Annotated in this window: 23 protein-coding genes, 1 tRNA gene and 1 pseudogene; 15 read left to right on the top strand and 10 right to left on the bottom strand. The window is 64.0% G+C overall.

The genetic code is table 11. From position 1 onward, the window contains the following. Positions 1-9: 9 nt before the first annotated feature. From fdhF to NKJ08_RS25265, 7 genes are all read left to right on the top strand, one after another. Positions 10-2922 carry a formate dehydrogenase subunit alpha gene (gene fdhF / locus NKJ08_RS25295; RefSeq protein WP_352783900.1) on the top strand — a complete coding sequence of 971 codons (2913 nt, stop codon included), beginning with the start codon at positions 10-12 and terminating at the stop codon, positions 2920-2922. A gap of 2 nt (positions 2923-2924) precedes the next feature. Next, positions 2925-3755, top strand: a complete 831-nt coding sequence (gene fdhD / locus NKJ08_RS25290; protein ID WP_352522653.1) for a formate dehydrogenase accessory sulfurtransferase FdhD — start codon at positions 2925-2927, stop codon at positions 3753-3755. After that, a complete protein-coding gene (locus tag NKJ08_RS25285; protein WP_352783898.1) occupies positions 3745-4050 on the top strand; it encodes a formate dehydrogenase subunit delta in 306 nt (101 codons plus the stop codon). The genes fdhD and NKJ08_RS25285 overlap by 11 nt, the downstream gene beginning before the upstream one ends. 106 nt (positions 4051-4156) lie before the next feature. Further along, a complete protein-coding gene (locus NKJ08_RS25280; RefSeq protein WP_352522651.1) occupies positions 4157-5710 on the top strand; it encodes an alpha/beta fold hydrolase in 1554 nt (517 codons plus the stop codon). Between the two features lie 111 nt (positions 5711-5821). Continuing rightward, positions 5822-6295: a carboxymuconolactone decarboxylase family protein gene (locus NKJ08_RS25275; protein WP_352522650.1), complete on the top strand. Its 474-nt coding sequence runs from the start codon at positions 5822-5824 to the stop codon at positions 6293-6295. Positions 6296-6374: 79 nt separating this feature from the next. Beyond that, positions 6375-6737, top strand: coding sequence for a nuclear transport factor 2 family protein (locus tag NKJ08_RS25270; protein WP_352783894.1), 363 nt, complete (start codon positions 6375-6377; stop codon positions 6735-6737). A 7-nt stretch (positions 6738-6744) separates the two neighbouring features. Beyond that, positions 6745-7059, top strand: a complete 315-nt coding sequence (locus NKJ08_RS25265; RefSeq protein ID WP_352522648.1) for a hypothetical protein — start codon at positions 6745-6747, stop codon at positions 7057-7059. A 99-nt stretch (positions 7060-7158) separates the two neighbouring features. Here NKJ08_RS25265 and NKJ08_RS25260 read toward each other — a convergent pair whose 3' ends face one another. Next, the gene (locus NKJ08_RS25260) at positions 7159-7659 is read right to left on the bottom strand and encodes an MmcB family DNA repair protein (protein WP_352776387.1); all 501 of its coding nucleotides are present in this window, start codon (positions 7657-7659) and stop codon (positions 7159-7161) included. 214 nt (positions 7660-7873) lie between these two features. Here NKJ08_RS25260 and NKJ08_RS25255 point away from each other — a divergent pair, with 214 nt between their 5' ends. Then, complete coding sequence (locus NKJ08_RS25255) at positions 7874-8197, top strand: hypothetical protein (protein WP_352522647.1); 324 nt, start codon at positions 7874-7876, stop codon at positions 8195-8197. 722 nt (positions 8198-8919) lie between these two features. On the opposite strand, the gene NKJ08_RS25250 is transcribed toward NKJ08_RS25255, so the two are convergent. Beyond that, a tRNA-Cys gene (locus NKJ08_RS25250) sits at positions 8920-8993 on the bottom strand. 163 nt (positions 8994-9156) lie between these two features. After that, positions 9157-9456, bottom strand: a complete 300-nt coding sequence (locus tag NKJ08_RS25245) for a DUF1330 domain-containing protein (protein WP_352783891.1) — start codon at positions 9454-9456, stop codon at positions 9157-9159. Between the two features lie 193 nt (positions 9457-9649). Here NKJ08_RS25245 and NKJ08_RS25240 point away from each other — a divergent pair, with 193 nt between their 5' ends. After that, on the top strand, positions 9650-9976 hold the full coding sequence (locus NKJ08_RS25240; protein ID WP_352522645.1) for a GYD domain-containing protein: 327 nt from the start codon (positions 9650-9652) through the stop codon (positions 9974-9976). Between the two features lie 80 nt (positions 9977-10056). Here NKJ08_RS25240 and cueR read toward each other — a convergent pair. Further along, positions 10057-10479: pseudogene (cueR, locus tag NKJ08_RS25235) on the bottom strand (Cu(I)-responsive transcriptional regulator). 223 nt (positions 10480-10702) lie between these two features. Here cueR and NKJ08_RS25230 point away from each other — a divergent pair. Next, positions 10703-11320 (top strand): L,D-transpeptidase, encoded by a 618-nt coding sequence (locus tag NKJ08_RS25230; protein ID WP_352522643.1) that lies wholly within the window; start codon positions 10703-10705, stop codon positions 11318-11320. A gap of 137 nt (positions 11321-11457) precedes the next feature. Here NKJ08_RS25230 and NKJ08_RS25225 read toward each other — a convergent pair whose 3' ends face one another. The 3 genes from NKJ08_RS25225 to trpS all read right to left on the bottom strand — a co-directional run bounded on the left by NKJ08_RS25225 (position 11458) and on the right by trpS (position 13822). Further along, a complete protein-coding gene (locus NKJ08_RS25225; RefSeq protein WP_352522642.1) occupies positions 11458-12027 on the bottom strand; it encodes a NifU family protein in 570 nt (189 codons plus the stop codon). Between the two features lie 139 nt (positions 12028-12166). After that, positions 12167-12658 carry a universal stress protein gene (locus NKJ08_RS25220; RefSeq protein ID WP_023717912.1) on the bottom strand — a complete coding sequence of 164 codons (492 nt, stop codon included), beginning with the start codon at positions 12656-12658 and terminating at the stop codon, positions 12167-12169. Between the two features lie 96 nt (positions 12659-12754). After that, positions 12755-13822, bottom strand: a complete 1068-nt coding sequence (trpS, locus tag NKJ08_RS25215) for a tryptophan--tRNA ligase (RefSeq protein WP_352522641.1) — start codon at positions 13820-13822, stop codon at positions 12755-12757. 360 nt (positions 13823-14182) lie between these two features. On the opposite strand from trpS, the gene NKJ08_RS25210 reads away from it, so the two are divergent. Then, positions 14183-14428 carry a type II toxin-antitoxin system VapB family antitoxin gene (locus tag NKJ08_RS25210; protein WP_352522640.1) on the top strand — a complete coding sequence of 82 codons (246 nt, stop codon included), beginning with the start codon at positions 14183-14185 and terminating at the stop codon, positions 14426-14428. Continuing rightward, complete coding sequence (locus tag NKJ08_RS25205; RefSeq protein ID WP_352522639.1) at positions 14428-14832, top strand: type II toxin-antitoxin system VapC family toxin; 405 nt, start codon at positions 14428-14430, stop codon at positions 14830-14832. The genes NKJ08_RS25210 and NKJ08_RS25205 overlap by 1 nt, the downstream gene beginning before the upstream one ends. Here NKJ08_RS25205 and murJ read toward each other — a convergent pair. Both murJ and NKJ08_RS25195 read right to left on the bottom strand, forming a co-directional pair. After that, positions 14807-16405: a murein biosynthesis integral membrane protein MurJ gene (gene murJ, locus NKJ08_RS25200; RefSeq protein ID WP_352783888.1), complete on the bottom strand. Its 1599-nt coding sequence runs from the start codon at positions 16403-16405 to the stop codon at positions 14807-14809. The two genes, NKJ08_RS25205 and murJ, sit on opposite strands and share 26 nt — an antisense overlap. A gap of 46 nt (positions 16406-16451) precedes the next feature. Next, positions 16452-19250, bottom strand: coding sequence for a [protein-PII] uridylyltransferase (locus tag NKJ08_RS25195; RefSeq protein WP_352522637.1), 2799 nt, complete (start codon positions 19248-19250; stop codon positions 16452-16454). 227 nt (positions 19251-19477) lie between these two features. On the opposite strand from NKJ08_RS25195, the gene NKJ08_RS25190 reads away from it, so the two are divergent. From NKJ08_RS25190 to NKJ08_RS25180, 3 genes are all read left to right on the top strand, one after another. Beyond that, entirely contained in the window at positions 19478-21982 is a 2505-nt protein-coding gene (locus NKJ08_RS25190; protein ID WP_352783885.1) for a heavy metal translocating P-type ATPase, read from the top strand. A 43-nt stretch (positions 21983-22025) separates the two neighbouring features. Continuing rightward, on the top strand, positions 22026-22412 hold the full coding sequence (copM, locus tag NKJ08_RS25185) for a CopM family metallochaperone (RefSeq protein WP_352522635.1): 387 nt from the start codon (positions 22026-22028) through the stop codon (positions 22410-22412). A gap of 87 nt (positions 22413-22499) precedes the next feature. Further along, positions 22500-23345, top strand: a complete 846-nt coding sequence (locus NKJ08_RS25180) for an aldo/keto reductase (RefSeq protein WP_352522634.1) — start codon at positions 22500-22502, stop codon at positions 23343-23345. A 242-nt stretch (positions 23346-23587) separates the two neighbouring features. Here NKJ08_RS25180 and NKJ08_RS25175 read toward each other — a convergent pair. Beyond that, positions 23588-24482, bottom strand: an 895-nt coding sequence (locus NKJ08_RS25175) for a MutS-related protein (protein WP_502906353.1), incomplete at its 5' end; no start/stop codon positions are given.

The following is a 24482-nucleotide window of genomic DNA, read 5'->3' as shown; positions in this document are numbered from 1 at the left end:
CGGACAGGCATGAACGCGGCATTAGACATCAAATCGCTGGTCCAGGAAATCGACTACGGCACACCCGCCTCTGAAGCCGAACAGCAGGTGACGCTGACCGTCGACGGCAAGTCGGTGACGGTGCCGGCGGGTACGTCGATCATGCGCGCTTCGATGGAAGCGGGCGTCGAAATCCCGAAACTGTGCGCAACCGACATGCTGGACTCGTTCGGCTCCTGCCGGGTCTGCCTCGTCGAGATCGACGGGCGCGGCGGCACGCCGGCCTCGTGCACGACGCCGGTCGGCGAAGGCATGGTCGTGCATACGCAGACCGACCGGCTGAACGCCATCCGCCGCGGCGTGATGGAGCTCTACGTCTCCGACCACCCGGTGGCGTGGGGCGAGACGGCCGGCACCGGCGCCAGCGAATTCGACAAGGTCGTCAGGACGGTCGGCCTGACCGAGAACCGCTACGGCGTGGACGGCCGCAACCACGTCATGCAAGAAAACGGCGTGGCGCCCGGCCATGGCTCGCTGACCATCGACTATATCGCCAGCGATGAATCGAACCCTTATTTCACCTACGATCCGGCGCAATGCATCGTGTGCTCGCGCTGCGTGCGCGCTTGCGAAGAGGTGCAGGGCACGTTCGCGCTGACCATCGAGGGCCGCGGCTTCGAATCCAGGGTCTCGGCCGGCATGCACGAGGCGTTCGTCGATTCCGAATGCGTGTCGTGCGGTGCCTGCGTGCAGGCCTGCCCGACTGATGCGCTGAGGGAAAAGACCGTGCTGGCGAAAGGCCTGCCCGAGCGTTCGACCGTCACCACCTGCGCCTATTGCGGCGTTGGCTGCTCATTCAAGGCCGAGGTCAAGGGCGACGAGGTCATTCGCATGATGCCCTACAAGGCGGGCAAGGCGAACCACGGCCACTCCTGCGTCAAGGGCCGCTTCGCCTATGGCTATGCGACGCACAAGGACCGGATCCTGAAACCGATGATCCGCGAGCGGGTCAGCGATCCGTGGCGCGAAGTGTCGTGGGAAGAGGCGCTCACCCATACGGCGAACGAATTCCGCCGCATCCAGTACCAGTACGGCCGCACCTCGATCGGCGGCATCACCTCCTCGCGCTGCACCAACGAGGAGACCTACCTCGTCCAGAAGCTGGTCCGGCAGGGCTTCCGCAACAACAATGTCGACACCTGCGCCCGTGTCTGCCATTCGCCGACCGGCTATGGCCTCGGCCAGACCTTCGGCACCTCCGCCGGCACGCAAGATTTCGATTCGATCGAGCAGACGGACGTCATCCTGCTCATCGGCGCCAATCCGACCGATGCGCATCCGGTGTTCGCCTCGCGCATGAAAAAGCGCATGCGCCAGGGCGCCAAGCTGATCGTGCTCGATCCGCGCCGCACCGACATCGTGCGCTCGGCCCATGTCGAGGCGCAGTACCATCTGCCGCTGAAGCCGGGCACCAACGTCGCCATGCTGACCGCGCTTGCCCACGTCATCGTCACCGAAGGCCTGTTCGACGAGGCCTTCATCCGCGAGCGCTGCGACTGGGACGAGTTCCAGGACTGGGCGTCGTTCGTGGCACTGCCGGAAAACAGCCCGGAGGTCGTCGGCCAGCTTGCCAATGTCGATCCCGACGACATACGCGGCGCAGCGCGGCTCTACGCTCGCGGCGGCAACGGCGCGATCTATTACGGCCTCGGCGTGACCGAGCACAGCCAAGGCTCGACCACCGTCATCGCCATTGCCAACCTTGCCATGGCGACCGGCAATATCGGCCGGCCGGGCGTCGGCGTGAACCCGCTGCGCGGCCAGAACAATGTGCAGGGCTCCTGCGACATGGGTTCGTTCCCGCACGAGCTTCCCGGCTATCGTCATATTTCAGGCGACGCGGTGCGCGCGATCTATGAGAGCCTGTGGGGCGTCAAGCTCGACGAAGAGCCCGGCCTGCGCATCCCCAACATGCTGGACGCAGCCGTCGATGGTTCGTTCAAGGGCCTCTATGTGCAGGGCGAGGACATCCTGCAGTCGGACCCCGACACCAAGCATGTCGCCGCCGGCCTGGCGGCGATGGAATGCGTGGTGGTGCACGATCTCTTCCTCAACGAGACGGCCAACTACGCGCATGTCTTCCTGCCCGGCTCGACTTTCCTCGAGAAGGACGGCACCTTCACCAATGCCGAGCGCCGCATCAACATGGTGCGCAAGGTGATGGAGCCGAAATGCGGCTATGCCGACTGGGAAACGACGCAGGAGCTCGCCAAGGCGCTCGGCCTCGACTGGACCTACACGCATCCCTCCGAGATCATGGACGAGATCGCCAAGACCACGCCGAGCTTCGCCGGCGTTTCCTTCGACCTCCTCGACAGAGTGGGTTCGGTGCAGTGGCCCTGCAACGAGAAGTCGCCGGAAGGCACACCGATCATGCATATTGGCGGCTTCGTGCGCGGCAAGGGCAAGTTCATCCGCACCGAATATGTCGCGACCGACGAGAGGACCGGGCCGCGCTTCCCGCTGCTGCTGACCACCGGCCGCATTCTGTCGCAATACAATGTCGGCGCGCAGACCAGACGCACCGACAACGTGGTCTGGCATAGCGAGGACCGACTGGAGATCCATCCGCATGACGCCGAAAATCGCGGCCTGCGCGACGGCGACTGGGTGCGGCTGACCAGCCGTTCCGGCGAGACGACGCTGCGCGCGCTGATCACCGATCGGGTGTCGCCGGGCGTGGTCTATACGACGTTCCACCATCCCGACACCCAGGCGAACGTCATCACCACCGACTTCTCCGACTGGGCGACCAACTGCCCGGAATACAAGGTGACGGCGGTGCAGGTCGGCGCGTCCAACGGCCCGTCGGAATGGCAGCGCGACTATGACGAGCAGGCAAAGCAAAGCCGACGCATCGCCTCGCTGGAAGCAGCGGAGTAACCTTGACCGCGCGCCGCAAAGCCATTGCGCAGATCTCGCGGCTGGCGCGCCGCGCCGGCGGCACTCAAGCCGCCAACCGGATGGTGCCGGAAGAGACGCCGGTGGCGTTCTCCTTTGCCGGCACCACGCACGCTGTGATGATGGCAAGCCCGGCCGATTTCGAGGATTTCGCGCTCGGCTTCTCGCTGACCGAAGGCATCATTGCGGCACCTGATGAGATCGAGGCGATCGAGGTCGAGGATCATGGCGCCGGTATCGACATCCAGATCCGGCTGAAGGACCAGGCCAACACCCGGTTCGAGTCGCGGCGGCGCAGGCTGGCCGGCCCGGTCGGCTGTGGGTTGTGCGGCATCGAATCGATCGAGGAGGCGATGCGCTCGGTCGATGCGGTCGGTGTGTCAAAGCTGACACTTCAGGCCGACGACATTGTCCGCTCGGTCAAGCTGCTGTCGAAGCTGCAGCCGCTGCATGCCGAGACCGGTGCCGTCCACGCCGCCGGTTTTTACGTCCCCGGCAAGGGCATCGTCATGGCGCGCGAGGATGTCGGCCGCCATAATGCGCTGGACAAGCTGGCCGGGGCGCTGGCCAGAGCCGGCATTGACGGCGCCAGCGGTGCCGTAGTCGTCACGTCGCGCGTTTCGGTCGAGATGGTGCAGAAGACGGCGGCGATCGGCGCGGCCGTCATCATTGCCGTCTCGGCGCCGACCGCGCTTGCCATCCGCACCGCGGACGACGCCGGCATGACGCTGGTGGCGCTGGTGCGCGGCGACGATTTCGATATTTTCACCCACCCTGACCGCGTGGTTTCCGGAGTTGCCAAGCATGTCGCATGACGAAGGCCACCTCATGAGCACCAGCGAGAAGCTGGTCCGCATGGCCAACCAGATCGCTGCCTTTTTCCACTCCAAGCCGCGCGAGCAAGGCATTGCCGGCGTCGCCGAGCACATCAACAAATTCTGGGAACCGAGGATGCGCCGGCAACTGTTCGAGATGCTGGACAGCGGGCGCGAGGGCTTCGACGAGCTTGTCGTCGCCGCCGCGCCCAGGATCAAGCGGCCGAGCGCGCCTGAGGGCGCCGGTTTTAGCGTCGGCGGAGCGAAGACCGAGACCGCCGCGTCACAGAAGTAGCCGCCGCCGGCCTATATTCACTCGCTCTAAAGTTTCATCTGACGCAAGCCGCGCGCCTCTGCTATGATCGGCGATAAGAAATCGTCGGGTCGAGCGGACAAATCTCGTGAGGCCGATCGAAACTCGATACGCGCTTAGCGGCGACGTGCGGATCGCCTATCAGGTGGTCGGCCAGGGATCGTTCGATCTCGTCTTTGTGCCGGGCTTCATTTCCAATCTCGACCTGCACTGGGAAGACGAGGGCTACAGCCGGCTGTTGAAGCGGCTTTCGGCGTTCTCGCGCCTGATTCTGTTCGACAAGCGGGGCACCGGTCTGTCCGACCGCGTCGATGCCCACCACCTGCCCAGCCTTGAAACCCGCATGGACGACGTGCGCGCGGTGATGGATGCGGCCGGCAGCGGCCGCGCCGCCTTGCTTGGCGCTTCGGAAGGCGCGCCGATGGCAATGCTGTTCGCCGCCACCTACCCGGAGCGGACGCGGGCGCTGACGCTTTATGGCGGCTATGCGCATTTCCACAAATGGGTGATGCCGCCGGAACGCCTTGAGGCGTTCATCGCGACGGCGGAGACCGCATGGGGCACCGGCGCCACCCTGCCGCATTTCGCGCCCGGCCGCGTCGACGATCCGCGTTTCGCCACATGGTGGGCGCGCTTCGAGCGGCTGTCGGCGAGCCCGACCGCGGCAATCGCCCTGGCCCGCATGAATGCAGCTATCGACGTGCGCGGCGTGCTGGCGGCGATCAGCGCACCGACGCTGCTCATCCATCGCCGCAACGACGCGCGCGTCGACCCGGAGGCCAGCCGCTTCCTGGCAAGGAAGATCCCGAATTCGCGGCTGGTCGAGGTGGCCGGGCGCGACCACCCGATCTGGACCGGCGATATCGACCGGGTGGCCGATCTGATCGAGGAATTCCTGACCGGAGCGCGCGCCGTTGCCGAGGCCGAGCGCGTGCTGGCTGCACTGCTGGTCACCCGGATCTACGACACGGCGCGGCTTGGCGACCGCATGTGGAGCGAGCGCAGCCAGCGTTTTCAGGAAACATGGCGGCTGCTGGTCGGGCGCCATGGCGGCCGCCCGGCCGGCACGCATGGCGAGCTGATGATGGCGCGCTTCGACGGCCCGGCGCGGGCCGTACGCTGCGCGGCGGCGCTGCGCGATGCGGCGCAGGAGATCGGCGTCCTCAGCGCGCAGGGCGTGCATGTCGGCGAGGTCGAGTTGCGTGGGCCGCCGACGGGGTTGACGGCGCGCGTGACGATGCAGCTTGCCGCGCATGCCGGGCGCGGCGACATCCTCGCTTCGCGGCTGGTCGCCGACCTCGCCGCCGGTTCAGGCCTTCATTTCAATGACGCCGGGCGCATCGCGCTTGACGAGCTGGATGAGCCGCTGGCGCTGGTGCAGGCGACCTCGGAACAGCATCTGGAGCCGGCCTGCCGGCCGAAGGCCAAGGCTGCCGAGCCGGCCGCACTGACGGCGCGCGAAAGCGAGGTGGTGAACCTCATCGCCGATGGCAAGAGCAATGCCGCGATCGCCGCCGAACTCGGGCTGAGCGAACACACCGTCAAGCGCCACGTCGCCAATATTCTGCTCAAGCTGGACCTGCCGTCGCGGGCGGCGGCGGCGGCGTTCTCGGCCCGGCACGCTGGCCCGCACGGGCCATAGGAGCCATGGCGCTTTCGGGCGAAGCGGCCGGGCATGCGTAAGCGCTATCACTTCGTCCCATGCAGGCCAGGCGGATATCGCCGGGAAAGGCGCTGCGAAGGGAGGAATAAAATGCTGAAGTCGACACTCAAATCACTGGTGCTGGCGGCAGGCGTTGGCGCGCTGTTGGCGATCGTTCCTGCCAAGGCCGAAGACGCCTCGGCGACGGCTGCCTACAAGGACATCCAGGCAACGCTCGGCTCGGTACCGGACATGTTCAAGACGCTGCCGGACGTCGCCGTTGCCGGCGCCTGGGCCGAGATCAAGGGCGTGCAGCTCAACCCGAACACCGCGCTCGACGGCAAGACCAAGGAATTGATGGGCCTCGCCGTCGCCTCGCAGATCCCCTGCCAGTACTGCATCTATTTCCACACGCAGGCGGCCAAGCTCAATGGCGCCAGCGACGAGGAGATCAAGGAGGCCGTGGCGATGGCGGCGATCGTGCGGCACTGGTCGACGATGCTCAACGGCAGCCAGGTCGACTTCACCGCCTTCAAGAAGCAGTCCGATGAGGTGTTCGCGGCCGTCAAGGCCAAGTCGCAGTGAAAGACCACTGCCCGGCGGCGAGCGCCGGGCGGTTCTGATCAATTGAACGCCCGGTGAAGACGGGCCAATGGAGGATAAAATGCTGACCAAGACACAGACGGTAGACGGTGCGGCGGTCAAGAAGGCGATCGAGGGCCGTGACGGAAAATTGCTGTCGAGCTTCTATGCCGACGATGCATTGGTGCGGGTGATCGACCGCAACAACCCGCCGAGCAAGCCGCGTGAAATCCACGGACGCGCGGCGATCACCACGTTCTGGGACGACATCTGCAGCCGGGCGATGACCCACAAGGTCGACACCACCATCGCCGACGGCAACAGTCTCGCCTTCACCCAGGCCTGCTCCTATCCGGACGGGACCAAGGTGTTCTGCGCGGCGATGCTGGAGTTGAAGAACGGCCTCATCGCACGGCAGACGGTCGTGCAGGCCTGGGACGAGTGAGGCGGCCATGTTCAGCGCCAGATGGCAGATCGACGCCAGGTTCGGGCACAAGCAGACCGTGCTCGACCTGTTGAAAAAATGGGAACGCGAGATCGGCTCGCAGGTCGGTCTCGACGACCTCAAGTTCCAGATCATGACCGGATCGATCGGCGCGCGGGAGGCGACGATCGAGTCCCACCACCAGGTCGAGAGCCTCGCCCAGCTGGAAGAGTTCTTCGCCAGGATCGGCAAGATCGACGCGCACGCCAAATGGGGCAAGGAGATGGAGCCCTATGTCGTGTCGGGCACCAGCCTATGGAACATCTACCGCATCGTGGAATAGCTGTCCGGCCATCTCCCTTCTCCCCGTCACTTACGGGGAGAAGGTGGCGGCAGCCGGATGAGGGGCAGCGCCCACATCTACAATTACGGAGAGCAACCCCTACTCGCTCTCGCCGTCCAGCGCCGGCACCGACACGCCGGCAAGCTCGGCCGCGAGCAGCCGCGACGCACTGGCGCGTGCGATCCGCAGCATCAGCGCCTTGCGCGTCGCCGCTGCCATGCGGTGCTCGGGCGCATCGCGCAAAATCTCGGCACCGTAGCCGTCGGAGAGAATGAAGCCGCACTCCTCCGGAAAGATCTCCTGGGGTACGCCGGGATGGGTGGCGAAGAAGAAGCGGTCGGAATGCAGCCGGTAGTCAGGCCATTTGCGGTCGACCCTGAAATCCTCGACCGAGGATTTGATCTCGATGATCCAAATGTCGCCGTGGCGGGTCAGCGCGACGAGATCGGCGCGCCGGCCGGTGGCCAGCGACAGTTCGGGCAAGACATGCGCGCCCATATCCCTGAGCAGCCGCTGCACGCCGCGCCTGACCAGCATGGCGCGCTCCGACTGGCGGCCGTCGATGAGCGGATTGAGGGGAATCGGTGAGATGATCGGCATGGCGGCACCATGCCAGATTTTGTTCACGATTTGAACCTGTTTTTGATGGGCGATTACGCACTTTACAAACACGGCGATGTGCCTGATACCTTGAATCCACAGTAGGAATCCGGGTTATGAGTGTCCTTTTCGAGCCACACTTCCACAACGAAGAAGCTGCTTTCGAACGGCTGGAGACGGGCAAGAAGGCCCGTTAGGCAATGGCTGAGTCACAATGAGCGTCGTGAGCGGTGTGGTGCTTTGTACGTCTTCTGTTGAAGATCGATCGAGCCCGAACGGCCTGCCCATTCTCTTCGAGAGCATACAGGAATGGCTGGCAGAGCGCGCCCCCTTCCAACAACTTAACAGCGTCGAGGATAGCTTTGGCGGCAGCAAGCACCCGCAAATGTTTGTAGCCGGTGGTGGCTTCAACCATTTCCCTGAAGACGATTTTGCGGCCTACGTGATGTTGTTGCCTTGGCAAAACCCAGAAAACGTTGTGCTGGTGATCGAGCCCGAAGAAGGGCCTACCCGTGTCTTCAGGCCTTCCTGTTTGTAAAGTACATAATTGCCTTTTGAGAAACGATAGAGGCCCACCCTACCCCAAGGCGGGCCGCTCGCGTTAGCAATGCAATTCCTACGGGTGAGGGGAGCTATGTTTTCGCGAGGCGTCGCCGTTGATCTAATATTCACCGCTGCAGGCCCGATAGTGGTCGCAGCTTAATCAAAAAGGTGGCGAAGCGTGGTTACTGAGAATGCAAGTTTGACGGTCGAGCAGACTAGGCTCAATAGGATGCTCACTCGGGGCATCGTATTTTCCGTTGTTTGGCTTGCCGGTTTCGGGTCTTCTTATGCGCTTTACCAGGGGCTTCTGGCGCGACGGATGATAAAAATGAATCCCATGCTTCGGGGAAATGGCCGCGCCTGGTGGTGCATCATTGTGGGGGGCTTGGGGCCGCAGCCTTATGTGCGATAGTTGGCGCCGGCATTTTCAACGCCATGACACAACCCTAGGTCAAACATCGCCTGCCGATCCGGTGTTGGGTCCATATTGATATGGAGGTCCCGTTCAATGAGTGCATAAATGCGTTTGGTCTCACCCCGCGCGCCCTGCCTATGAGGGCGGTACTCCGGACGAAGATCGTGCGGACTTTTCCGGCGATTATCTGTTCGACAAACCCAAAGACGAATAGGAATATGGTCCTCGACCGGCCGGCATCAACATTTTAAGATGCGTCTATAATTGATTACAGCGGAACAAATCAGCGCCGGTGGGCTGGCTGGAGGTCTGAGTGGGAATTGAACCCACTACGTCGGTTTTGCAGACCGATGCGTCACCGTCCCGCCCTCAGACCTCGGTGCCTCTATGCCCAATCCATCAGCGCAGTCAACCCGTCGATGCCAGGATACCCAGCCGTCGCCGAAGCACGCTTGTCACCAGCCGTCCGCCACCCGCATATCCTCCAAAATCGGGCAGTCGGGCCTGTCGTCGCCGTGACATGCGTAGATATTCGACTTTTAACTAACCGGCATCATGCCCTCCAGGGCAATGATCCTGGTCTTTGCGGAGCGTTCGCGGATGGCTTTGAGCCGGCCGTATTCTGGAGAGTCGTACCATGCCATGAGGGAGGCCATATCCGGGAATTCGACGATGACGAGGCGATGAGGCTCCCAGTCGCCTTCCAGCACTTTGGTGGGTCCGCCACGAGCGATATATCTTCCTCCGTAGCGCGCTTCGGTTGCCGGCACTTCCCTGCGGTATTCCTCGAAAACGGCGGCGTCGGTTATGGCGACATCAGCAATAAGATATGCTGCCATTGATCTTACTCCCTCAAGGAGGGGATTGAAGCACGTCCATTAGCATTCCCGCAACTAAGCCGGCCGAACTACCCAGCCTAGGGGATGGCCGGCCGTATATTTTTGACACACCGGCTCGGAAACGACTCGCGTTCCCCCGGATCGCGGCGCTTACTATGTCTTCGTGGGGGGCAGCTCTGGGAGGAGACGAACCATGCCGATGTATCTCACGCAATTCAGCTACGAGCCCGGAACCTGGGCGCGCTTGATCGAAAACCCCGAGGACAGACGCGAGGCTGCCCGTTCCTACATCGAGTCGGTCGGCGGAAAGCTGCACGGCTTCTGGTACGCCTTCGGAGAGCACGATGGCTGGAATCTGTGGGAGGCGCCGGACAATGTGTCCATGGCATCTGTCATGCTTGCCATTGGTGCGGGAGGCGCGCTCAGCTCATACCAGACCACCGTGCTGTTAAGTGTCGAAGAGACGATGGAAGCCCTTGGGAGGGCGAAGTCGATCCGGTATCGCCCACCGGGATCATAAGGACGCCTTGCGGCTTTGCCGAGTTTCGAGGCATAGCCGCCGGCCGCGCCCTGCTGCATCGTGAATTCGTCGACGCGGTTCTACGCCGCCGCCGAAGCACTCTTCTCGCCGGCCGGCGCCGCCCGCGCAATATCCTCCAAAATCGGGCAGTCCGGCCTGTCGTCGCCGTGGCAGGCGTGGATCAGCTTCTGCAGGGTTGCCCGCATCGACTGCAGCTCACGTATCTTGTCCTCGATTGCCGTGACATGCGCGGCGGCGATCTCGCGGACGTCGTGGCTGGCGCGGCTGCGATCCTGGTAGAGCGCCATCAGCTGGCGGCAGTCGTCGATGGAAAAACCGAGATTGCGGGCGCGGCGCAGAAACGCCAACCGGTGGATGTCATCGCCCGAATAGTCGCGGTAACCGTTGTTGGCACGCGCAGGCGAGATCAGGCCGATCTACTCGTAGTAACGGATGGTCTTGGCCGGCAGGCCAGAACGCTGGGCAGCGTCACCGACATTCATGGTGATTTCCTCGTCTGCTGGTTCTTGTTCTTGGCCCATTGATTTTGCAGCATAATCCTGCGGGGGCTGTTGCCGAAATGCCATAGTCGCTGGTTTACCGGCACGCAAGCCCATGGATATAGGCATCGCCCGCTTGGCAAGCAAAGCAAATGCCAGCATGAATGAAGATGAAAAAGCGGCCGACTCGAGCCGCTGTTGTTTGGGCAGGGCATCGGACCTTTTCATGCGCATGAAGTCACTTGCAATCGTCGCGGCCCTGGCGCTGTCGACGGCTGTCGCCGGTTGCAGCACCATCGGCTCGCAGATCTTCACCAACGACTATGGCGCGGTGACCGATGCCGGCTATCACCTGCCGCGCATCCCCATCGAAAAGGTGCCGTTCAAATACCGCCGGCAGATCGTCGACTACGACACCAAGGAAAAGCCGGGCACCATCATCGTCGATACGCAGAACAAATTCCTCTACTTCGTCATGGGCGACGGCGAGGCGATGCGCTACGGCATCGGCGTCGGCCGTGAGGGTTTCGAGTGGCACGGCACCGCCCATATCGCGCTGAAGCGCGAATGGCCGACCTGGACGCCGCCTTCGCAGATGATCAGGCGCCAGCCGGAGCTGGCCAAATTTGCCAGCGGCATGGATCCGGGACTGAAGAACCCGCTCGGCGCGCGCGCCATGTACCTGTTCAACAAGGGCGGCGATATGGGCTACCGCCTGCATGGCAGCCCGGAATGGAATTCGATCGGCAAGGCGATGTCGTCGGGCTGCATCCGGCTGATGAACCAGGACATTATCGACCTCTACGACCGCACCTCGGTCGGCGCCAAGGTCATCGTCTTATAAAACTATCCTTACGCGGACCGTCTAGGCAACACAGACGTCGCAAACAGAAAACCGGGCACTTGGCCCGGTTTTTTGTTTTTTGCCGTTTGTATTTGGAAGCGCGGAAACCGCGTCAGGCTGTCGGCGGAGCAGAAATATCAGGAGACCTGTTCGACGTGCTGCACTTCCGGCACAAAGTGCCGGAGCAGGTTCTGGATGCCGTGCTTCAGCGTCGCCGTCGACGACGGGCAGCCGGCGCAGGCGCCTTTCATGTGCAGGAACACGGTGCCGTTCTCGAAGCCGCGGAAGGTGATGTCGCCGCCATCCTGGGCCACCGCCGGGCGCACCCGCGTGTCGAGCAGTTCCTTGATGGTGATCACCAGCTCCTCGTCGGCCTTGTCGTAGAATTCGCCGGTCTGGCTGGTCTCGGCGGCGGGGCCGGCCCTGGCCATCACCGGGGCGCCGGACATGAAATGCTCCATGATGGCGCCGAGGATCGCCGGCTTCAGATGCTGCCAGTCGGGGCCGTCCTTGGTCACGGTGATGAAATCATAACCGAAGAAGACGCCGGTAACGCCGGGAATCTCGAACAGCCGGCCGGCCAGCGGCGAAGCCGTCGCGGCACTGTCGGCATCGCGGAAATCGGCGGTGCCTTCAACAAGCACTTCCTTGCCGGGCAGGAATTTCAGCGTCGCCGGGTTTGGCGTCGACTCGGTCTGGATGAACATGGCCGTCTCCGTGCCCGTTTCGGGCAACTAGTTTGGAATAATTCTAATTAGGCTTTATCCGCCCGACATTCAAGCGAAAGGCATCGCTGCAACCGGCCGCAGGCGGAATGTTTTACCCCCGGCCCCGAGCGAGGCGCGCTCAGGCGAGGCTGTCGATCTCTTCGTCGGACAGGTTCTGCGGCACCACGGTGACCGGAATGGGAAACGCGGCGCCCTTGCCGGCGACCGCGCCGACCAGCGGCCCAGGCCCTTCCTTGCCGGCGCCTGCCGCCAGCACCAGGATGGCGATGTCCTGGTCTTCCTCGATCAGCTTGTGGATCTCTTCGGTCGGCTTGCCTTCGCGCACCACCAGCTCCGGCTCGATGCCGAGCTTCTGGCGCACCTTGTTGGCGTAGCTGTCCAGTGCCGCGCGCGCCGTGGCGGTCGCCTCCTCGCGCATGATCTTCTCGACGCCCAGCCAGTGCTGGAAATCGTCGGGCTCGATGACATAGAGCAGCACCAGCACGCCGCCCGTGCTTTGCGCCCGCTTCGAGGCGTAGGCGACGGCGCGCTCGCATTCCGGCGTATCGTCGATGATCGCCAGGAACTTGCGGCGATGACCGGCTTCGCGGCTGAGGCGTTTGGAGACCATATTCACCCTGTTCGATGGTTTCGGTTCGCAATCTGCCACCGCCACAGCCCGCCCGCAAGCGACCGGCGGCTGTGGCGATAGGGCGCCGCTCTAAGCTCAGCCTTGCAGCAGGCCGATAATGTCGCGCACGGTCTTCATCGTCGCTTCGGCCAACGTACCGGCGCGCTCGCCGCCATCCCGCAGCACCGCGTCGACATAGGTGCGGTCGCCGGAGATGCGGCGCATCTCGCCGGCGATCGGCGCCAGCTTTTCCACCGCGAGATCAGCCAGTGCCGGCTTGAACACCGAAAACTGCTGGCCGCCGAACTCTTGCAGCACCGCCTCTTTCGATATCTCGGCAAGACCGGCATAGATGCCCACAAGGTTTTCCGCTTCCGGCCGGCCGGCAAGGCCGTCCAGTTCGCCCGGCAAGGCTTCCGGGTCGGTCTTGGCCTTGCGGATCTTCTTCGAGATGGCATCGGCATCGTCGGTCAGATTGATGCGCGACAGGTCGGACGGGTCGGACTTCGACATCTTCTTCGAACCGTCGCGCAGCGACATGATGCGCGCCGCCGGGCCGCCGATGACCGGCTCGGTCAGTGGGAAATAGCCGTTCACGGTCTCTTCGCCTACCTGCATCTCGACGCCGACACCAAGCGCTGCGATGCGGTCCGAAAAGTCGTTGTTGAATTTCTGCGCAATGTCGCGGGTCAGCTCCAGATGCTGCTTCTGGTCGTCGCCGACCGGCACATGGGTGGCGCGGTAGACGAGGATATCGGCGGCCATCAGGCTCGGATAGGCGAGCAGGCCGAGCGAGGCGTTCTCGCGGTCCTTGCCGGCCTTGTCCTTGAACTGCGTCATGCGGTTCATCCAACCGATCCGCGCCACGCAGTTGAAGATCCAGGCGAGCTCGGCGTGCTGCATCACCCGCGACTGGTTGAAGACGATGTGCTTGGCCGGATCGATGCCGGAGGCGAGAAACGCCGCGGTGATCGAACGCGTCTGGTCCTGAAGGTCCTCATAGACGAGCTGCGCGGTCAGCGAATGCAGGTCGACGACGCAATAGATGCAGTCGGAGGTGTCCTGCAGGGCGACGAATTTCTTGATGGCGCCGAGATAATTGCCGAGATGCAGATTGCCGGTCGGCTGGACGCCGGAAAAGACGAGTGGCTTGAAGGCGGTCATGGTGTTTCCTTGGCTTGTGGAGGGCCGTTTCGCGCGCGGCGAAAGTCTTGCGACGGCGCGCTTATGGACGAGAGCGAGGAGACGATCAAGAGGGTGTCGACTGGACGGCGCAGGGCTTTGGCTTCGGCCGAGCAGAAGGCTGTTTGAAGGGGATGTCGCCGATCAGAAACAAAAACCCGCCTTGCGGCGGGTCCTCGGCGCGAATCAGCACCATAGCCAAATTAGTAGCATAGCTGCCGGCACAAAGCAAGAACAAAATAGCTCGCCTTGGCGATTGCGTTCAATTTGGCTCAGGCCCGCATTGACGCATTGATGTAGGATAGCTACATAACATTTGCTACACACAACGGAAGCAAAACAATGACGATCAACATCAACAACAAGGAAGCGGACAGCCTGACGCGGGCTTTTGCCAGGCTTGAAGGTGTCGGCATCACCGAGGCAATCGTGATCGCCATGCGCGAAGCTCTGGAGCGCCGGCGCAACCGCGAGACGCCGCTGGAGACGGCGGCACGGCTCCGGGCTGAGTTCGGTATTGAGCTGAGCGAGCAGGCGCGCAACCCGCTGCCGCGCTCGGTCTACGACGAATTGTCCGGCGAAGACTGATGTTCATCGACGCAGCCGCTATCGTTGCAATACTGAGCAACGAGCCCGAAGCCCAGCGCTGCGCGCAGGCGGTCATGAAAGCGTCGGCTCCGTTCACGTCGGCGATCGCGGTTTGGGAAGCCGCGATGGCGCTTTCGCGATCGGAAAAGCTGGCCATATCGGTCGCCATAAGCCTGGAGATAGTCAGCCGTTTTCTCGAAGAGCGTGGAATCACCTTGCGGGAGCTTCCGCCTGCCTCGGACGCAGCATCTCTGTCTGTCGAGGCTGCGTCGCGGTTTCGCGGCAACGCTGGCCGCCTGAACATGGCCGACTGTTTCCACTATGCCTGTGCGCGCTACTACGCCGTTCCGATGCTTTCGACGGCGGACGAATTCCGCTTCACGGATCTGGAGACTGTTCCTTGACCGGCTGGGACCCCTTCCGCCCGATATTGCGCCGGATCATGCCGAAATCGGCGCCGCCGGTGGCGAAGGCGGTGACGAAGTAAAGCAGCGCCCCGCCGGCGACGAGCGCAAGCAGGGTTACCGCCTTGATCACCAGCGGCGAGCCGGAGGCGAGCCTTGCGGCGAACCAATGCTCGGCAAAATAAAGCGCCGCGGCCATCACCGCCGCCGACAGCACCAGCCGCGGAATGCGCTTCATGAGCGGCACGTCGCGGCCCCAATGGCCGCGCCGGACCAGCACGGCGAGCAGCATGAACGCATTGACCCAGCCGGCGACGGCGGAGGCAACCGCGATGCCGGGCGCGCCCATCGTCGGAAACAGCGTCAGCGCGGTTGTAACGTTCACCGCCACCGAGATGGCGGCGAAAATCATCGGCGTGCGCGTGTCCTCGCGGGCGAAATAGCCTGGGGTGAACGCCTTGATCAGCACGAAGGCCGGGAGGCCGAGGCCGAAAATCGCCAGGATTGCCGCGACCGTCGGCGTCGAATTGTTGGCGGCAAAGGCGCCGCGCTCATAGACCAGCCGCACGATCGGCTCGGACATGACCAGCAGCGCCGCCGCCGCCGGCAAGGTCATGAACAAAGTGAACTCGACCGAGCGGTTCTGCAGATTGGCCGCCTCGATCAGATTGCCTGACTTCAGCGCCCGCGACAGTTCCGGCAAAAGCACGATGGCGACGGCGACGCCGACGACGCCCAACGGCAGCTGGTAGATGCGGTCGGCATAGGCCAGCGACGACACCGCGCTGTCCTGGGCGGAGGCGATCGCCGTGCCGATCAGCTGGTTGATCTGGGTGATGCCGCCGGTGATCGCCGCCGGCAGCGCCAGGATCAGCAGCCGCTTGACGTTCGGTGTCATCTTCGGCCGGCGGAAGCCGATCGAGATGCCGGCATGGCGCACCGCCGCCCAGACGATCGCCAGCTGCACCAAACCGGCCGCCAGCACACCCCAGGCCAGCCCGAAACCGACGGTGCGGGCGTCCGAACCCTTGTACCGGGCATAGGCAAGCACCGCGATGAGGATGACGTTGAGGAACACCGGCGCCACCGCGGCGGCGAAATAGCGGCGCAGCGAATTCAGCATGCCGGCCATCATGGCGCCGAGCGACATGCAGATCAGGTAGGGGAACATGACGGTTGCCAGCGCGACCGTCGTTTCGAATTTTCCCGGCGTGTCGGCAAAGCCCGGCGCCACCAGGTAGCGCACGATCAGCGGCATCGCCAGTTCCATGGCGATGGTCAGCGCCAGAAGCGCCGTGAACAAGACGCCGAACACCTCTTCGGAAAAGCGCTTGGCGCCGTCGGTGCCGTGCGTTTCGATCTCCTTGGCGAATAGCGGCACGAAGGCGGCGTTGAAGGCGCCTTCGGCGAACAGCCGGCGAAAGGTATTGGGGAACTGGAAGGCGGCGTTGAAGGCGTCGGCGATCGGCCCGGTGCCGAGTGCCGCAGCCATCAGCATCTCACGGCCGAAGCCGAGGGCGCGGCTCATCAGCGTGCCGGAAGCGACCGTCGCGAATTTCTTGACAAGGCTCATGCGCTTGGAGACTGCCTGTAGGATTGGGGCAAATGGAAGGTAACAGTCACTCGGCGGCCGCTTTGGTCTTGCCGCGCTCGGACGCCGTGCCTTCGAGCACCGCGATCAGCCTGTTGCGAATGGTCGCCGTGCGCGACGGGCTGTCGATCTTCTGGCCGGTGAGGTCGGTGACGTAGAACGTGTCGATGACCTTTTCGCCGAAGGTGGTGATGTGGGCCGAGGCGATGTCGAGCGACAGGTCCGACAGCACGCCGGTGATCTCCGACAAAAGGCCTGGCCTGTCCAGTCCTTCGACCTCGATCACCGAGAACCGGTTCGACAGGGTGTTGCGGATCTCGGCCCGCGGCGGGATGCGGAAAACCTTGGCGCCGCGCCGCGGCTTGGTGCGCTTCTCGATCATCTCCGGCAGCCAGCTCTTGCCCGACAACACGTCCTCGATCAGCCGGCCGACGCGTTCGGCACGGCGGCGCTCGTCTTCGTCGAGGTCGAACTCCCTCGAGATCAGGATGGTGTCCAGCGCGCGGCCGTCCGAGGTGGTGAAGATCTGCGCGTCGACGATGTTGCCGCCGGCCGCCGCACAAGCACCGGCAATCACCGAGAGCAGGCGCGGATGATCCTGCGCCAGCACCGTGATCTCGGTCACCGCCTCGAACTGGTGGGTCTTGACCATGGTGGCGAGCTTCTTGCCGGCGTGGTCGGCCTCGCGGATGAATTCGGCATGGCGCAGCTGGTCGGGAAGATCGACCGCCAGCAGGTAGTTCTCGTAGTGCTGGCCGACATAACGCTTGCGGGCCTTTTCCGGCCAGTCGGCAAGCGCCTCGGCCAGTTGTTCGCGCGCCGCCGCCGTCCGCTTGGCGCGCGACACCTCCGAAAACCCACCGGTCAACAAAAGCTCGGTCTCGTAGTAGAGCGTGCGCAGCAACTGGCCTTTCCAGCCGTTCCAGACGCCCGGCCCGACGCCACGGATATCGCAGACAGTAAGCACCAGCAGCATCTTCAGCCGTTCGACCGACTGCACGATGGCGGCAAAATCCTCGATCGTCTTGCGGTCGTTGAGATCGCGGGTCTGCGCCGTCATCGACATGACGAGGTGGTTCTCGACCAGCCAGGCGACCGTTTCGGTGTCGGCCGGCGAGAGCCCCATATGCGGGCAGATGCGCCGGGCGATCCTGGCGCCGGCCTGCGAATGGTCCTCCGGCCTGCCCTTGGCGACGTCGTGCAGAAGCACGGCGACATAGAGCGCCTCGCGGCTCTTCTTCAGCCCCGGCATCAGCGTATGGGAAAGCGGATGGACCTTTTCGCCGTCGCCGCGCTCGATCTCGGCCAGCACGCCGATGCAGCGGATCAGGTGCTCGTCCACCGTGTAGTGGTGGTACATCGAGAACTGCATCATGGCGACGATCTTGCCGAAATCCGGGATCAGCTTGGCAAGCAGTCCGGCCTCGTTCATGCGCCGCAGATTGAGCTCGGCGTTGCGGTCCGAGGTCAAGATGTCGAGGAACAGCCGGTTGGCCTCCTCGTCGCGCCTGAGCGCCTTGCCGACCAGGCCGAGCGAGCGGGTCAGAAGCTTCAGCGCATCGGGGTGGAATTCCAGGCCGTGCTTGTCGGCGAACCAGAACAGCCTGAGCAGGTTGACCGGATCGCGTTCGAACACCTGGTCGTCGGCGATGTTGATGCGGTGGTTGTCGACGATGAAATCAGCCGTGCCGGCAAGCTTGCGCTTGCGCCGCGAGAAGGTGAGAAAGATGCGGTTGAAACCCGGCACATGCTTGGCCTGCTCCTCCTCGAGCGCGGCGCAGAAAATGCGGGTCAGGTCGCCGACGTCCTTGGCGACGAGGAAGTAGTGCTTCATGAAGCGCTCGACCGCCGACAGGCCGGGATGGGTGGTGTAGCCCAGCCGCTCGGCGATGTCGCGCTGGATGTCGAAATGCAGCCGCTCCTCGGCCTTGCCGGTGAGGAAATGCATGTGGCAGCGCACCGCCCACAGAAAATCCTCGGCCTTCTGGAATTCCCGGTATTCGGCGTCGGTGAAGACGCCCTTGTCGACCAGTTCTTCGCCGGTGCGCACCCGGTAGAAATATTTGCCGATCCAGAACAGCGTCTGCAGGTCGCGCAGGCCGCCCTTGCCGTCCTTGACGTTGGGTTCGACCAGGTAACGGCTCTCGCCGGCCTTGGCGTGGCGCTCGTCGCGTTCGGCAAGCTTGGCCTGCACATATTCGGGGCCGGTGGTGCGCACCACCTCGTGATCGAAGCGCTGCAAAAGCTCGTCATAGAGCTTTTGCTCGCCCCACAGGAAGCGCGCTTCAAGGATCGAGGTGCGAATGGTGATGTCGGTGCGCGACAGCCTGAGGCACTCGTCGATGTTGCGGGTGGCGTGGCCAACCTTCAGCCCGAGGTCCCACAGCATGTAGAGCATGTATTCGACGATCTGTTCGCCCCAGGGCGTCTGCTTGTAGGGCAGCAGGAACAGGAGATCGATGTCGGACCCCGGCGCCAGCGTGCCGCGGCCATAGCCGCCGACGGCGACGACCGCCATGCGCTCGGCTGATGACGGGTTTTTGACACGATAGACATGGGTGGCGGCGAAATCGTAGAGCGCGCGGATGATCTCGTCCATCAGATGCGACAGCCGGGCGGCGCAGGCGGTGCCGCTGCCATCGTCCATCAGCATGCGTTCGGCGACAGTGCGCCCGTCGGCGAGCCGGCTTTTGAGAAGCTTGAGAACGCCGCTACGTGCGGCCTTGCCGGAACCGTCGCCTGCCGTGGCCGCGGTCAGTTCGGTCATCTCGCGGCGCAAGGCTTCGCCGTCGATCAGTTCCTCGAGCTTCAGTGATATTCTTGCCATGGATGCCGTTAGGCCTCGCCGTTTCGGCGGCGTCTATAGCGCGTTTTCGCGGCGCTGGGTATGGGGCGGACGGACGCGTGCTCCGTAGCGGTGGAACGGGACGATCCTATCGTCCCCGCGGTCGGTTCAATTTGGCCTATGGCGCGAAAAGTCGAAATTGGCCCTTGACCTTCCAGTCACTGGAAGCACTACCTCCGCCCCAACATCGAAATACAGAGGCATTTGGCATGACGCATTCCGACCACGATCATCACCCCCATGGCCATGGCAGCTGCTGCTCGGCGAAGGGCGCTTCGACCGCCGCCGTCGTCCGCGATCCGGTCTGCGGCATGACCGTCGATCCGGCTGCCGGCAAGCCAACGGCCGAGCATGGCGGCCATCGCTATCATTTCTGCAGCGAAAGCTGCCGCGCGAAATTCGTCGCAGAACCGGAAAAATACCTGACGGCCATTGATCCCGTCTGCAGCATGAGCGTCGATCGCGTCACGGCCAAGCACTTTTTGCGGCATGAGGGCCAGGGCTTCTATTTCTGCTCGGCCGGCTGCAAGGCGAAGTTCGAGGCCGAGCCGGCAAAATACCTCGGCGACAGGCCGGCGCCGCAGGCGATGCCGAAAGGCACGCAATACACCTGCCCGATGCATCCGGAAATCATCCGCGACAAACCCGGCTCCTGCCCGATCTGCGGCATGGCGCTGGAGCCGATGGGCGTGCCGACCGGCGACGAGGGCCCGAACCCCGAACTGGTCGACTTCACCAGGCGCCTGTGGGTGAGCGCGGTGCTGTCCGTGCCGTTGCTGGTCATCGCCATGGCACCGATGCTCGGCCTGACGTTTCAGGCCTTCATCGACGAGCGGGCGAAGGTCTGGCTGGAACTGGCGCTGGCCAGCCCGGTGGTGTTGTGGGCGGCATTCCCGTTCTTCCACCGCGGCTGGGACTCGGTGCTCAACCGCAGCCCCAATATGTGGACGCTGATTTCGCTCGGCGTCGGTGCCGCCTATCTCTACAGCGTCATCGCCACGCTGTTTCCAGGCCTCTTTCCGCACCAGTTCCGCGGCCATGACGGCACCGTGCCGGTCTATTTCGAGGCGGCGGCGGTAATCGTCGCGCTGGTGTTCCTCGGCCAGGTGCTGGAATTGCGCGCTCGTGAGAAAACCGGCTCGGCGATCCGTGCGTTGCTCGACCTGGCGCCGAAGACGGCGCGGCTGATCGGCGCGGACGGCTCCGAGAACGACGTGCCGCTCGACACGGTCAAGGCCGGCGACCGCTTGCGCATCCGCCCAGGTGACGCCGTGCCGGTCGACGGCATTGTGCTCGAAGGACGCTCCTCCATCGATGAATCGATGATATCGGGCGAGCCGCTGCCGGTCGAAAAGACCGAAGGCGACAACCTCACCGGCGGCACGCTCAACAAGAACGGTTCGCTGATCATGCGCGCCGAAAGGATCGGCGCCGAGACGACACTGGCGCGCATCGTCGAACTGGTCGCCAAGGCGCAGCGGTCGCGCGCGCCGATCCAAGGATTGGCCGACCGCGTCTCGTTCTACTTCGTCCCGGCCGTCGTGCTGGTCGCGATCATAGCGTTCGTCGCCTGGGCGATCGTCGGACCGCAACCCAGCCTGGTCTTTGCCATCGTCTCGGCGGTCTCGGTGCTGATCATCGCCTGCCCCTGTGCGCTCGGCCTTGCCACGCCGATGTCGATCATGACCGCCACCGGACGCGGCGCGCTTGCCGGCGTGCTGATCAAGGAAGCGGCGGCGCTCGAACGCTTTGCCTCGGTCGATACGCTGATCGTCGACAAGACGGGAACGCTGACCGAAGGCCGGCCGCGACTGACCGACGTCGTCGCCGTCGAAGGGATGGCGCAAGACGATCTCCTGGCGCTCGCCGCCGGGCTGGAAAAAGGCTCGGAGCATCCGCTGGCCGAGGCGATCGTCGAAGGCGCCCGCGAACGCGGGGTGAGTACTCCCGAGGCCGGCGGTTTCGAGGCCGTCACCGGCAAGGGCGTTTCCGGCACGGTTTCGGGGCAGAAGGTGGCGCTCGGCAATGCCGCGATGATGGCCGATCTCGGCATCGACACGGCGTCGGTCCTGGCCAGCGCCGAGGCGCTGCAGGCCGACGGCAAGACCGCGAGGTTCGTTGCCGTCGGCAACAGGCTCGCCGGCCTCGTCGCCGTCGCCGACCCGATCAAGGCGACCACCGCCGAGGCGATCAAGGCGCTGCATGACAGCGGGCTGAAGATCGTCATGGCGACCGGCGACAACGAGCGCACGGCCAAGGCCATCGCAGCCAAGCTCGGCATCGACGAGGTGCGTGCCGGGCTTTTGCCGGAACAGAAGAACGCGCTGGTCGAGGAGTTGCGAGCCGGCGGCGCCGGCGTCGCCAAGGCCGGCGACGGCGTCAACGATGCGCCCGCGCTCGCCGCCGCCGATGTCGGCATCGCCATGGGCACCGGCGCCGATGTTGCGGTCGAAAGTGCCGGGATTACGCTGGTCAAGGGCGATCTCAACGGCATCGTCAGGGCCCGCACGCTGGCCCGCGCAACGATCCGCAACATCCGCCAGAACTTGTTTTTCGCTTTCCTCTACAATGTGCTTGGCGTGCCGGTTGCTGCCGGCGTGCTCTATCCGCTCACCGGCACGCTGTTGTCGCCGATGCTGGCGGCGGCGGCGATGAGCCTGTCTTCGGTTTCGGTCATCGCCAACGCATTGCGGCTCAGGACGTTGAAACTCTGAGTCAACTGCCCAGATAGACCCTGTTCAAAAAAGGAGACGATGAATGACCTTGGCCAAGAAGATCGTGCTGCTGATGATGGCGGCGGGAATGCTGCTTGCCGTTTTCCTCGAAAGCGTTCCGGCGCAAGCCGAGGAGATGAAACACGACATGGGCGCGATGGGCGCGCAGAGCCCTTCGACCGACGGCTACAAGGCAGCGATGGACAAGATGCATACCGACATGATGGCGATCGAATATTCCGGCAATGCCGATGTCGATTTCGCCCGCGGCATGATCCCGCATCACCAGGCGGCGATCGACATGGCCAAGGTCGAGCTTGCCAATGGCAAGGATCCGGAAATCCGCAAGCTGGCCGAAGCGGTGATCGCCGCGCAGGAAGCCGAGATCAAGCAGATGCAGGACTGGCTCGCTGCCCATCCGGTGAAGTAGCGGTTCACGCCGTCAGTGGGAATCCAGGAAAGAGGCTTCACCTGGATTTCCCTTGGCGGCTATGATGCCGCCCGACTGGAGCATGCCATGCCATCGACCATAAGAACGACCACCCTGCCCTTCGGCGAAGCCGTGCCGGTGCTCGGCCAGGGCACCTGGAAGATGGGCGAGGATACCCGCCGCCGTGGCGATGAGGCCAATGCCCTGAAGCTCGGGCTGGACCTCGGCATGACGCTGATCGACACCGCCGAAATGTATGCCAGCGGCGGTGCCGAGGAGGTGGTGGCGGAGGCCATCGCCGGGCGCCGCGACGAGGTCTTCCTGGTCTCCAAGGTGCTGCCGTCCAATGCCTCGCGCACCGGCGTGCCGCAAGCCTGCGACAAAAGCCTGAAACGGCTGCGCACCGACCGCATCGATCTCTATCTCCTGCATTGGCCGGGCAGCGTGCCGCTGGCGGAGACGGTCGAGGCCTTCGAGGCATTGCGGCACGCCGGCAAGATTCGCCACTGGGGCGTCAGCAATTTCGATACCGATGAGATGGAAGAGCTGACCAGCTTGCCGGGCGGCAACAACGTCCAGATCAATCAGGTGCTCTACAATCTGTCGCAGCGCGGCGTCGAGTTCGATCTCGCCCCGTGGAGCCGGCAACGCGGCATGCCGCTGATGGCCTATTCGCCGGTCGATCAGGGGGTATTGGCGCGCAACGCCAGGCTCGAAACCATCGCCGCTCGCCACAACGTCACCTCGGCGCAGATCGCGCTTGCCTGGGTGATGGCGCAAGAGGGTGTTATCGCCATTCCGAAGGCCGGCAAACAAGAGCATGTCCGGCAGAATGTCGCGGCGTTGGACATCGAGCTTACGAGTGAAGATTTCGCAGAAATCGACCGCGCTTTTCCACCACCGAGGCGGAAGCAGGGCTTGGCGATGATTTGAGGGTTGCGGCGCGGGACCAGAAACTAAGGTTGCGATCCTTCGCGCCCCCCTCTGTCCTGCCGGACATCTCCCCCACGAATGGCGAGATTGGACGTCGCATCGGCTTTCACCAACTTCAAACATCGAAGAAAAAGCGCTATCAGCGAAGCTGCCAATCTCCCCCCAAGTGGGGGAGATGTCCGGCAGGACAGAGGGGGGGGCGCGAAGGAATGCCGACAGACGGCGGGCTCAGCCAGCGACGGCTACTTCCCCACCATCCCCTTCAGCCGGTACAGCGCCTCCAGCGCCTCCCTTGGCGTCATCTCGTCAGGATTGATCTCGCCTAGCGCCGCGCCCAGCCCATCACTCTTTGCCGGCTGCTGCGCTTGCCGCTTCGCCGCCACGGAAAACAGCGGCAGGTCGTCGACCAGACGGTTGGCCTTGCCCGAGACCTCGCCCGCCTCGAGCTGGTGCAGCACTTCCTTGGCCCGGCCGACGACGGCTTCCGGCAGGCCGGCCAGCCGCGCCACCTGGACGCCGTAGGAACGGTCGGCCGCACCCTTGCCGACCTCGTGCAGGAAGACCACGTCGCCTTCCCATTCCTTGACCCGCATGGTGACGTTGTGCAGCCGCGGCAGTTTTCCGGCCAGCGCCGTCATTTCGTGGAAATGCGTGGCGAAGATCGCCCGGCAGCGGTTTTTCTCGTGCAAATATTCGACCGCCGCCCAGGCGATCGACAGCCCGTCAAAGGTGGCGGTGCCGCGGCCGATCTCGTCGAGGATGACCAGCGCGCGTTCGCCGGCCTGGTTGAGGATCGCCGCCGTCTCGACCATCTCGACCATGAAGGTCGAGCGGCCGCGCGCCAGATCGTCGGAAGCGCCGACCCGCGAAAACAGCCGGTCGACGACGCCGATATGGGCGCTTGCCGCCGGCACGAAGGAGCCGGTCTGGGCGAGAATGGCGATCAGCGCGTTTTGCCTGAGGAAGGTCGACTTGCCGCCCATATTGGGGCCGGTCAGCAGCCAGATCGCGCCGGCCTTCGCGGGGCCCTTCGGGGGCAGCGATCCAAAAAATGGGCGCCACCGGCCATACCCCCCACCACCCCCCCCCGGGGAGCCCCCCCGCGTGGGGCGCGCCGCAAACAGCGAAGCCACGCAA

Origin of the sequence: Mesorhizobium sp. M0244, assembly GCF_040321795.1 — a bacterium.
Lineage (GTDB): Bacteria > Pseudomonadota > Alphaproteobacteria > Rhizobiales > Rhizobiaceae > Mesorhizobium.
Note: the sequence above shows the minus strand (reverse complement) of the source record. Positions and strands in the feature narration are given on the sequence as shown.

Bases quoted from the DNA above. Each gene is read 5' to 3' on its own strand.
- NKJ08_RS25180 (WP_352522634.1), top strand. From the start codon at position 22,500: ATGCCATCGACCATAAGAACGACCACCCTGCCCTTCGGCGAAGCCGTG.
- NKJ08_RS25270 (WP_352783894.1), top strand. From the start codon at position 6,375: ATGCTGACCAAGACACAGACGGTAGACGGTGCGGCGGTCAAGAAGGCG.
- NKJ08_RS25230 (WP_352522643.1), top strand. From the start codon at position 10,703: ATGCGCATGAAGTCACTTGCAATCGTCGCGGCCCTGGCGCTGTCGACG.
- NKJ08_RS25260 (WP_352776387.1), bottom strand. From the start codon at position 7,659: ATGCCGATCATCTCACCGATTCCCCTCAATCCGCTCATCGACGGCCGC.
- NKJ08_RS25265 (WP_352522648.1), top strand. From the start codon at position 6,745: ATGTTCAGCGCCAGATGGCAGATCGACGCCAGGTTCGGGCACAAGCAG.
- trpS (WP_352522641.1), bottom strand. From the start codon at position 13,822: ATGACCGCCTTCAAGCCACTCGTCTTTTCCGGCGTCCAGCCGACCGGC.
- murJ (WP_352783888.1), bottom strand. From the start codon at position 16,405: ATGAGCCTTGTCAAGAAATTCGCGACGGTCGCTTCCGGCACGCTGATG.
- copM (WP_352522635.1), top strand. From the start codon at position 22,026: ATGACCTTGGCCAAGAAGATCGTGCTGCTGATGATGGCGGCGGGAATG.
- fdhF (WP_352783900.1), top strand. From the start codon at position 10: ATGAACGCGGCATTAGACATCAAATCGCTGGTCCAGGAAATCGACTAC.
- NKJ08_RS25205 (WP_352522639.1), top strand. From the start codon at position 14,428: ATGTTCATCGACGCAGCCGCTATCGTTGCAATACTGAGCAACGAGCCC.
- NKJ08_RS25240 (WP_352522645.1), top strand. From the start codon at position 9,650: ATGCCGATGTATCTCACGCAATTCAGCTACGAGCCCGGAACCTGGGCG.
- NKJ08_RS25285 (WP_352783898.1), top strand. From the start codon at position 3,745: ATGTCGCATGACGAAGGCCACCTCATGAGCACCAGCGAGAAGCTGGTC.
- NKJ08_RS25190 (WP_352783885.1), top strand. From the start codon at position 19,478: ATGACGCATTCCGACCACGATCATCACCCCCATGGCCATGGCAGCTGC.
- NKJ08_RS25255 (WP_352522647.1), top strand. From the start codon at position 7,874: ATGAGCGTCGTGAGCGGTGTGGTGCTTTGTACGTCTTCTGTTGAAGAT.
- NKJ08_RS25195 (WP_352522637.1), bottom strand. From the start codon at position 19,250: ATGGCAAGAATATCACTGAAGCTCGAGGAACTGATCGACGGCGAAGCC.
- NKJ08_RS25210 (WP_352522640.1), top strand. From the start codon at position 14,183: ATGACGATCAACATCAACAACAAGGAAGCGGACAGCCTGACGCGGGCT.
- NKJ08_RS25220 (WP_023717912.1), bottom strand. From the start codon at position 12,658: ATGGTCTCCAAACGCCTCAGCCGCGAAGCCGGTCATCGCCGCAAGTTC.
- NKJ08_RS25245 (WP_352783891.1), bottom strand. From the start codon at position 9,456: ATGGCAGCATATCTTATTGCTGATGTCGCCATAACCGACGCCGCCGTT.
- NKJ08_RS25225 (WP_352522642.1), bottom strand. From the start codon at position 12,027: ATGTTCATCCAGACCGAGTCGACGCCAAACCCGGCGACGCTGAAATTC.
- NKJ08_RS25275 (WP_352522650.1), top strand. From the start codon at position 5,822: ATGCTGAAGTCGACACTCAAATCACTGGTGCTGGCGGCAGGCGTTGGC.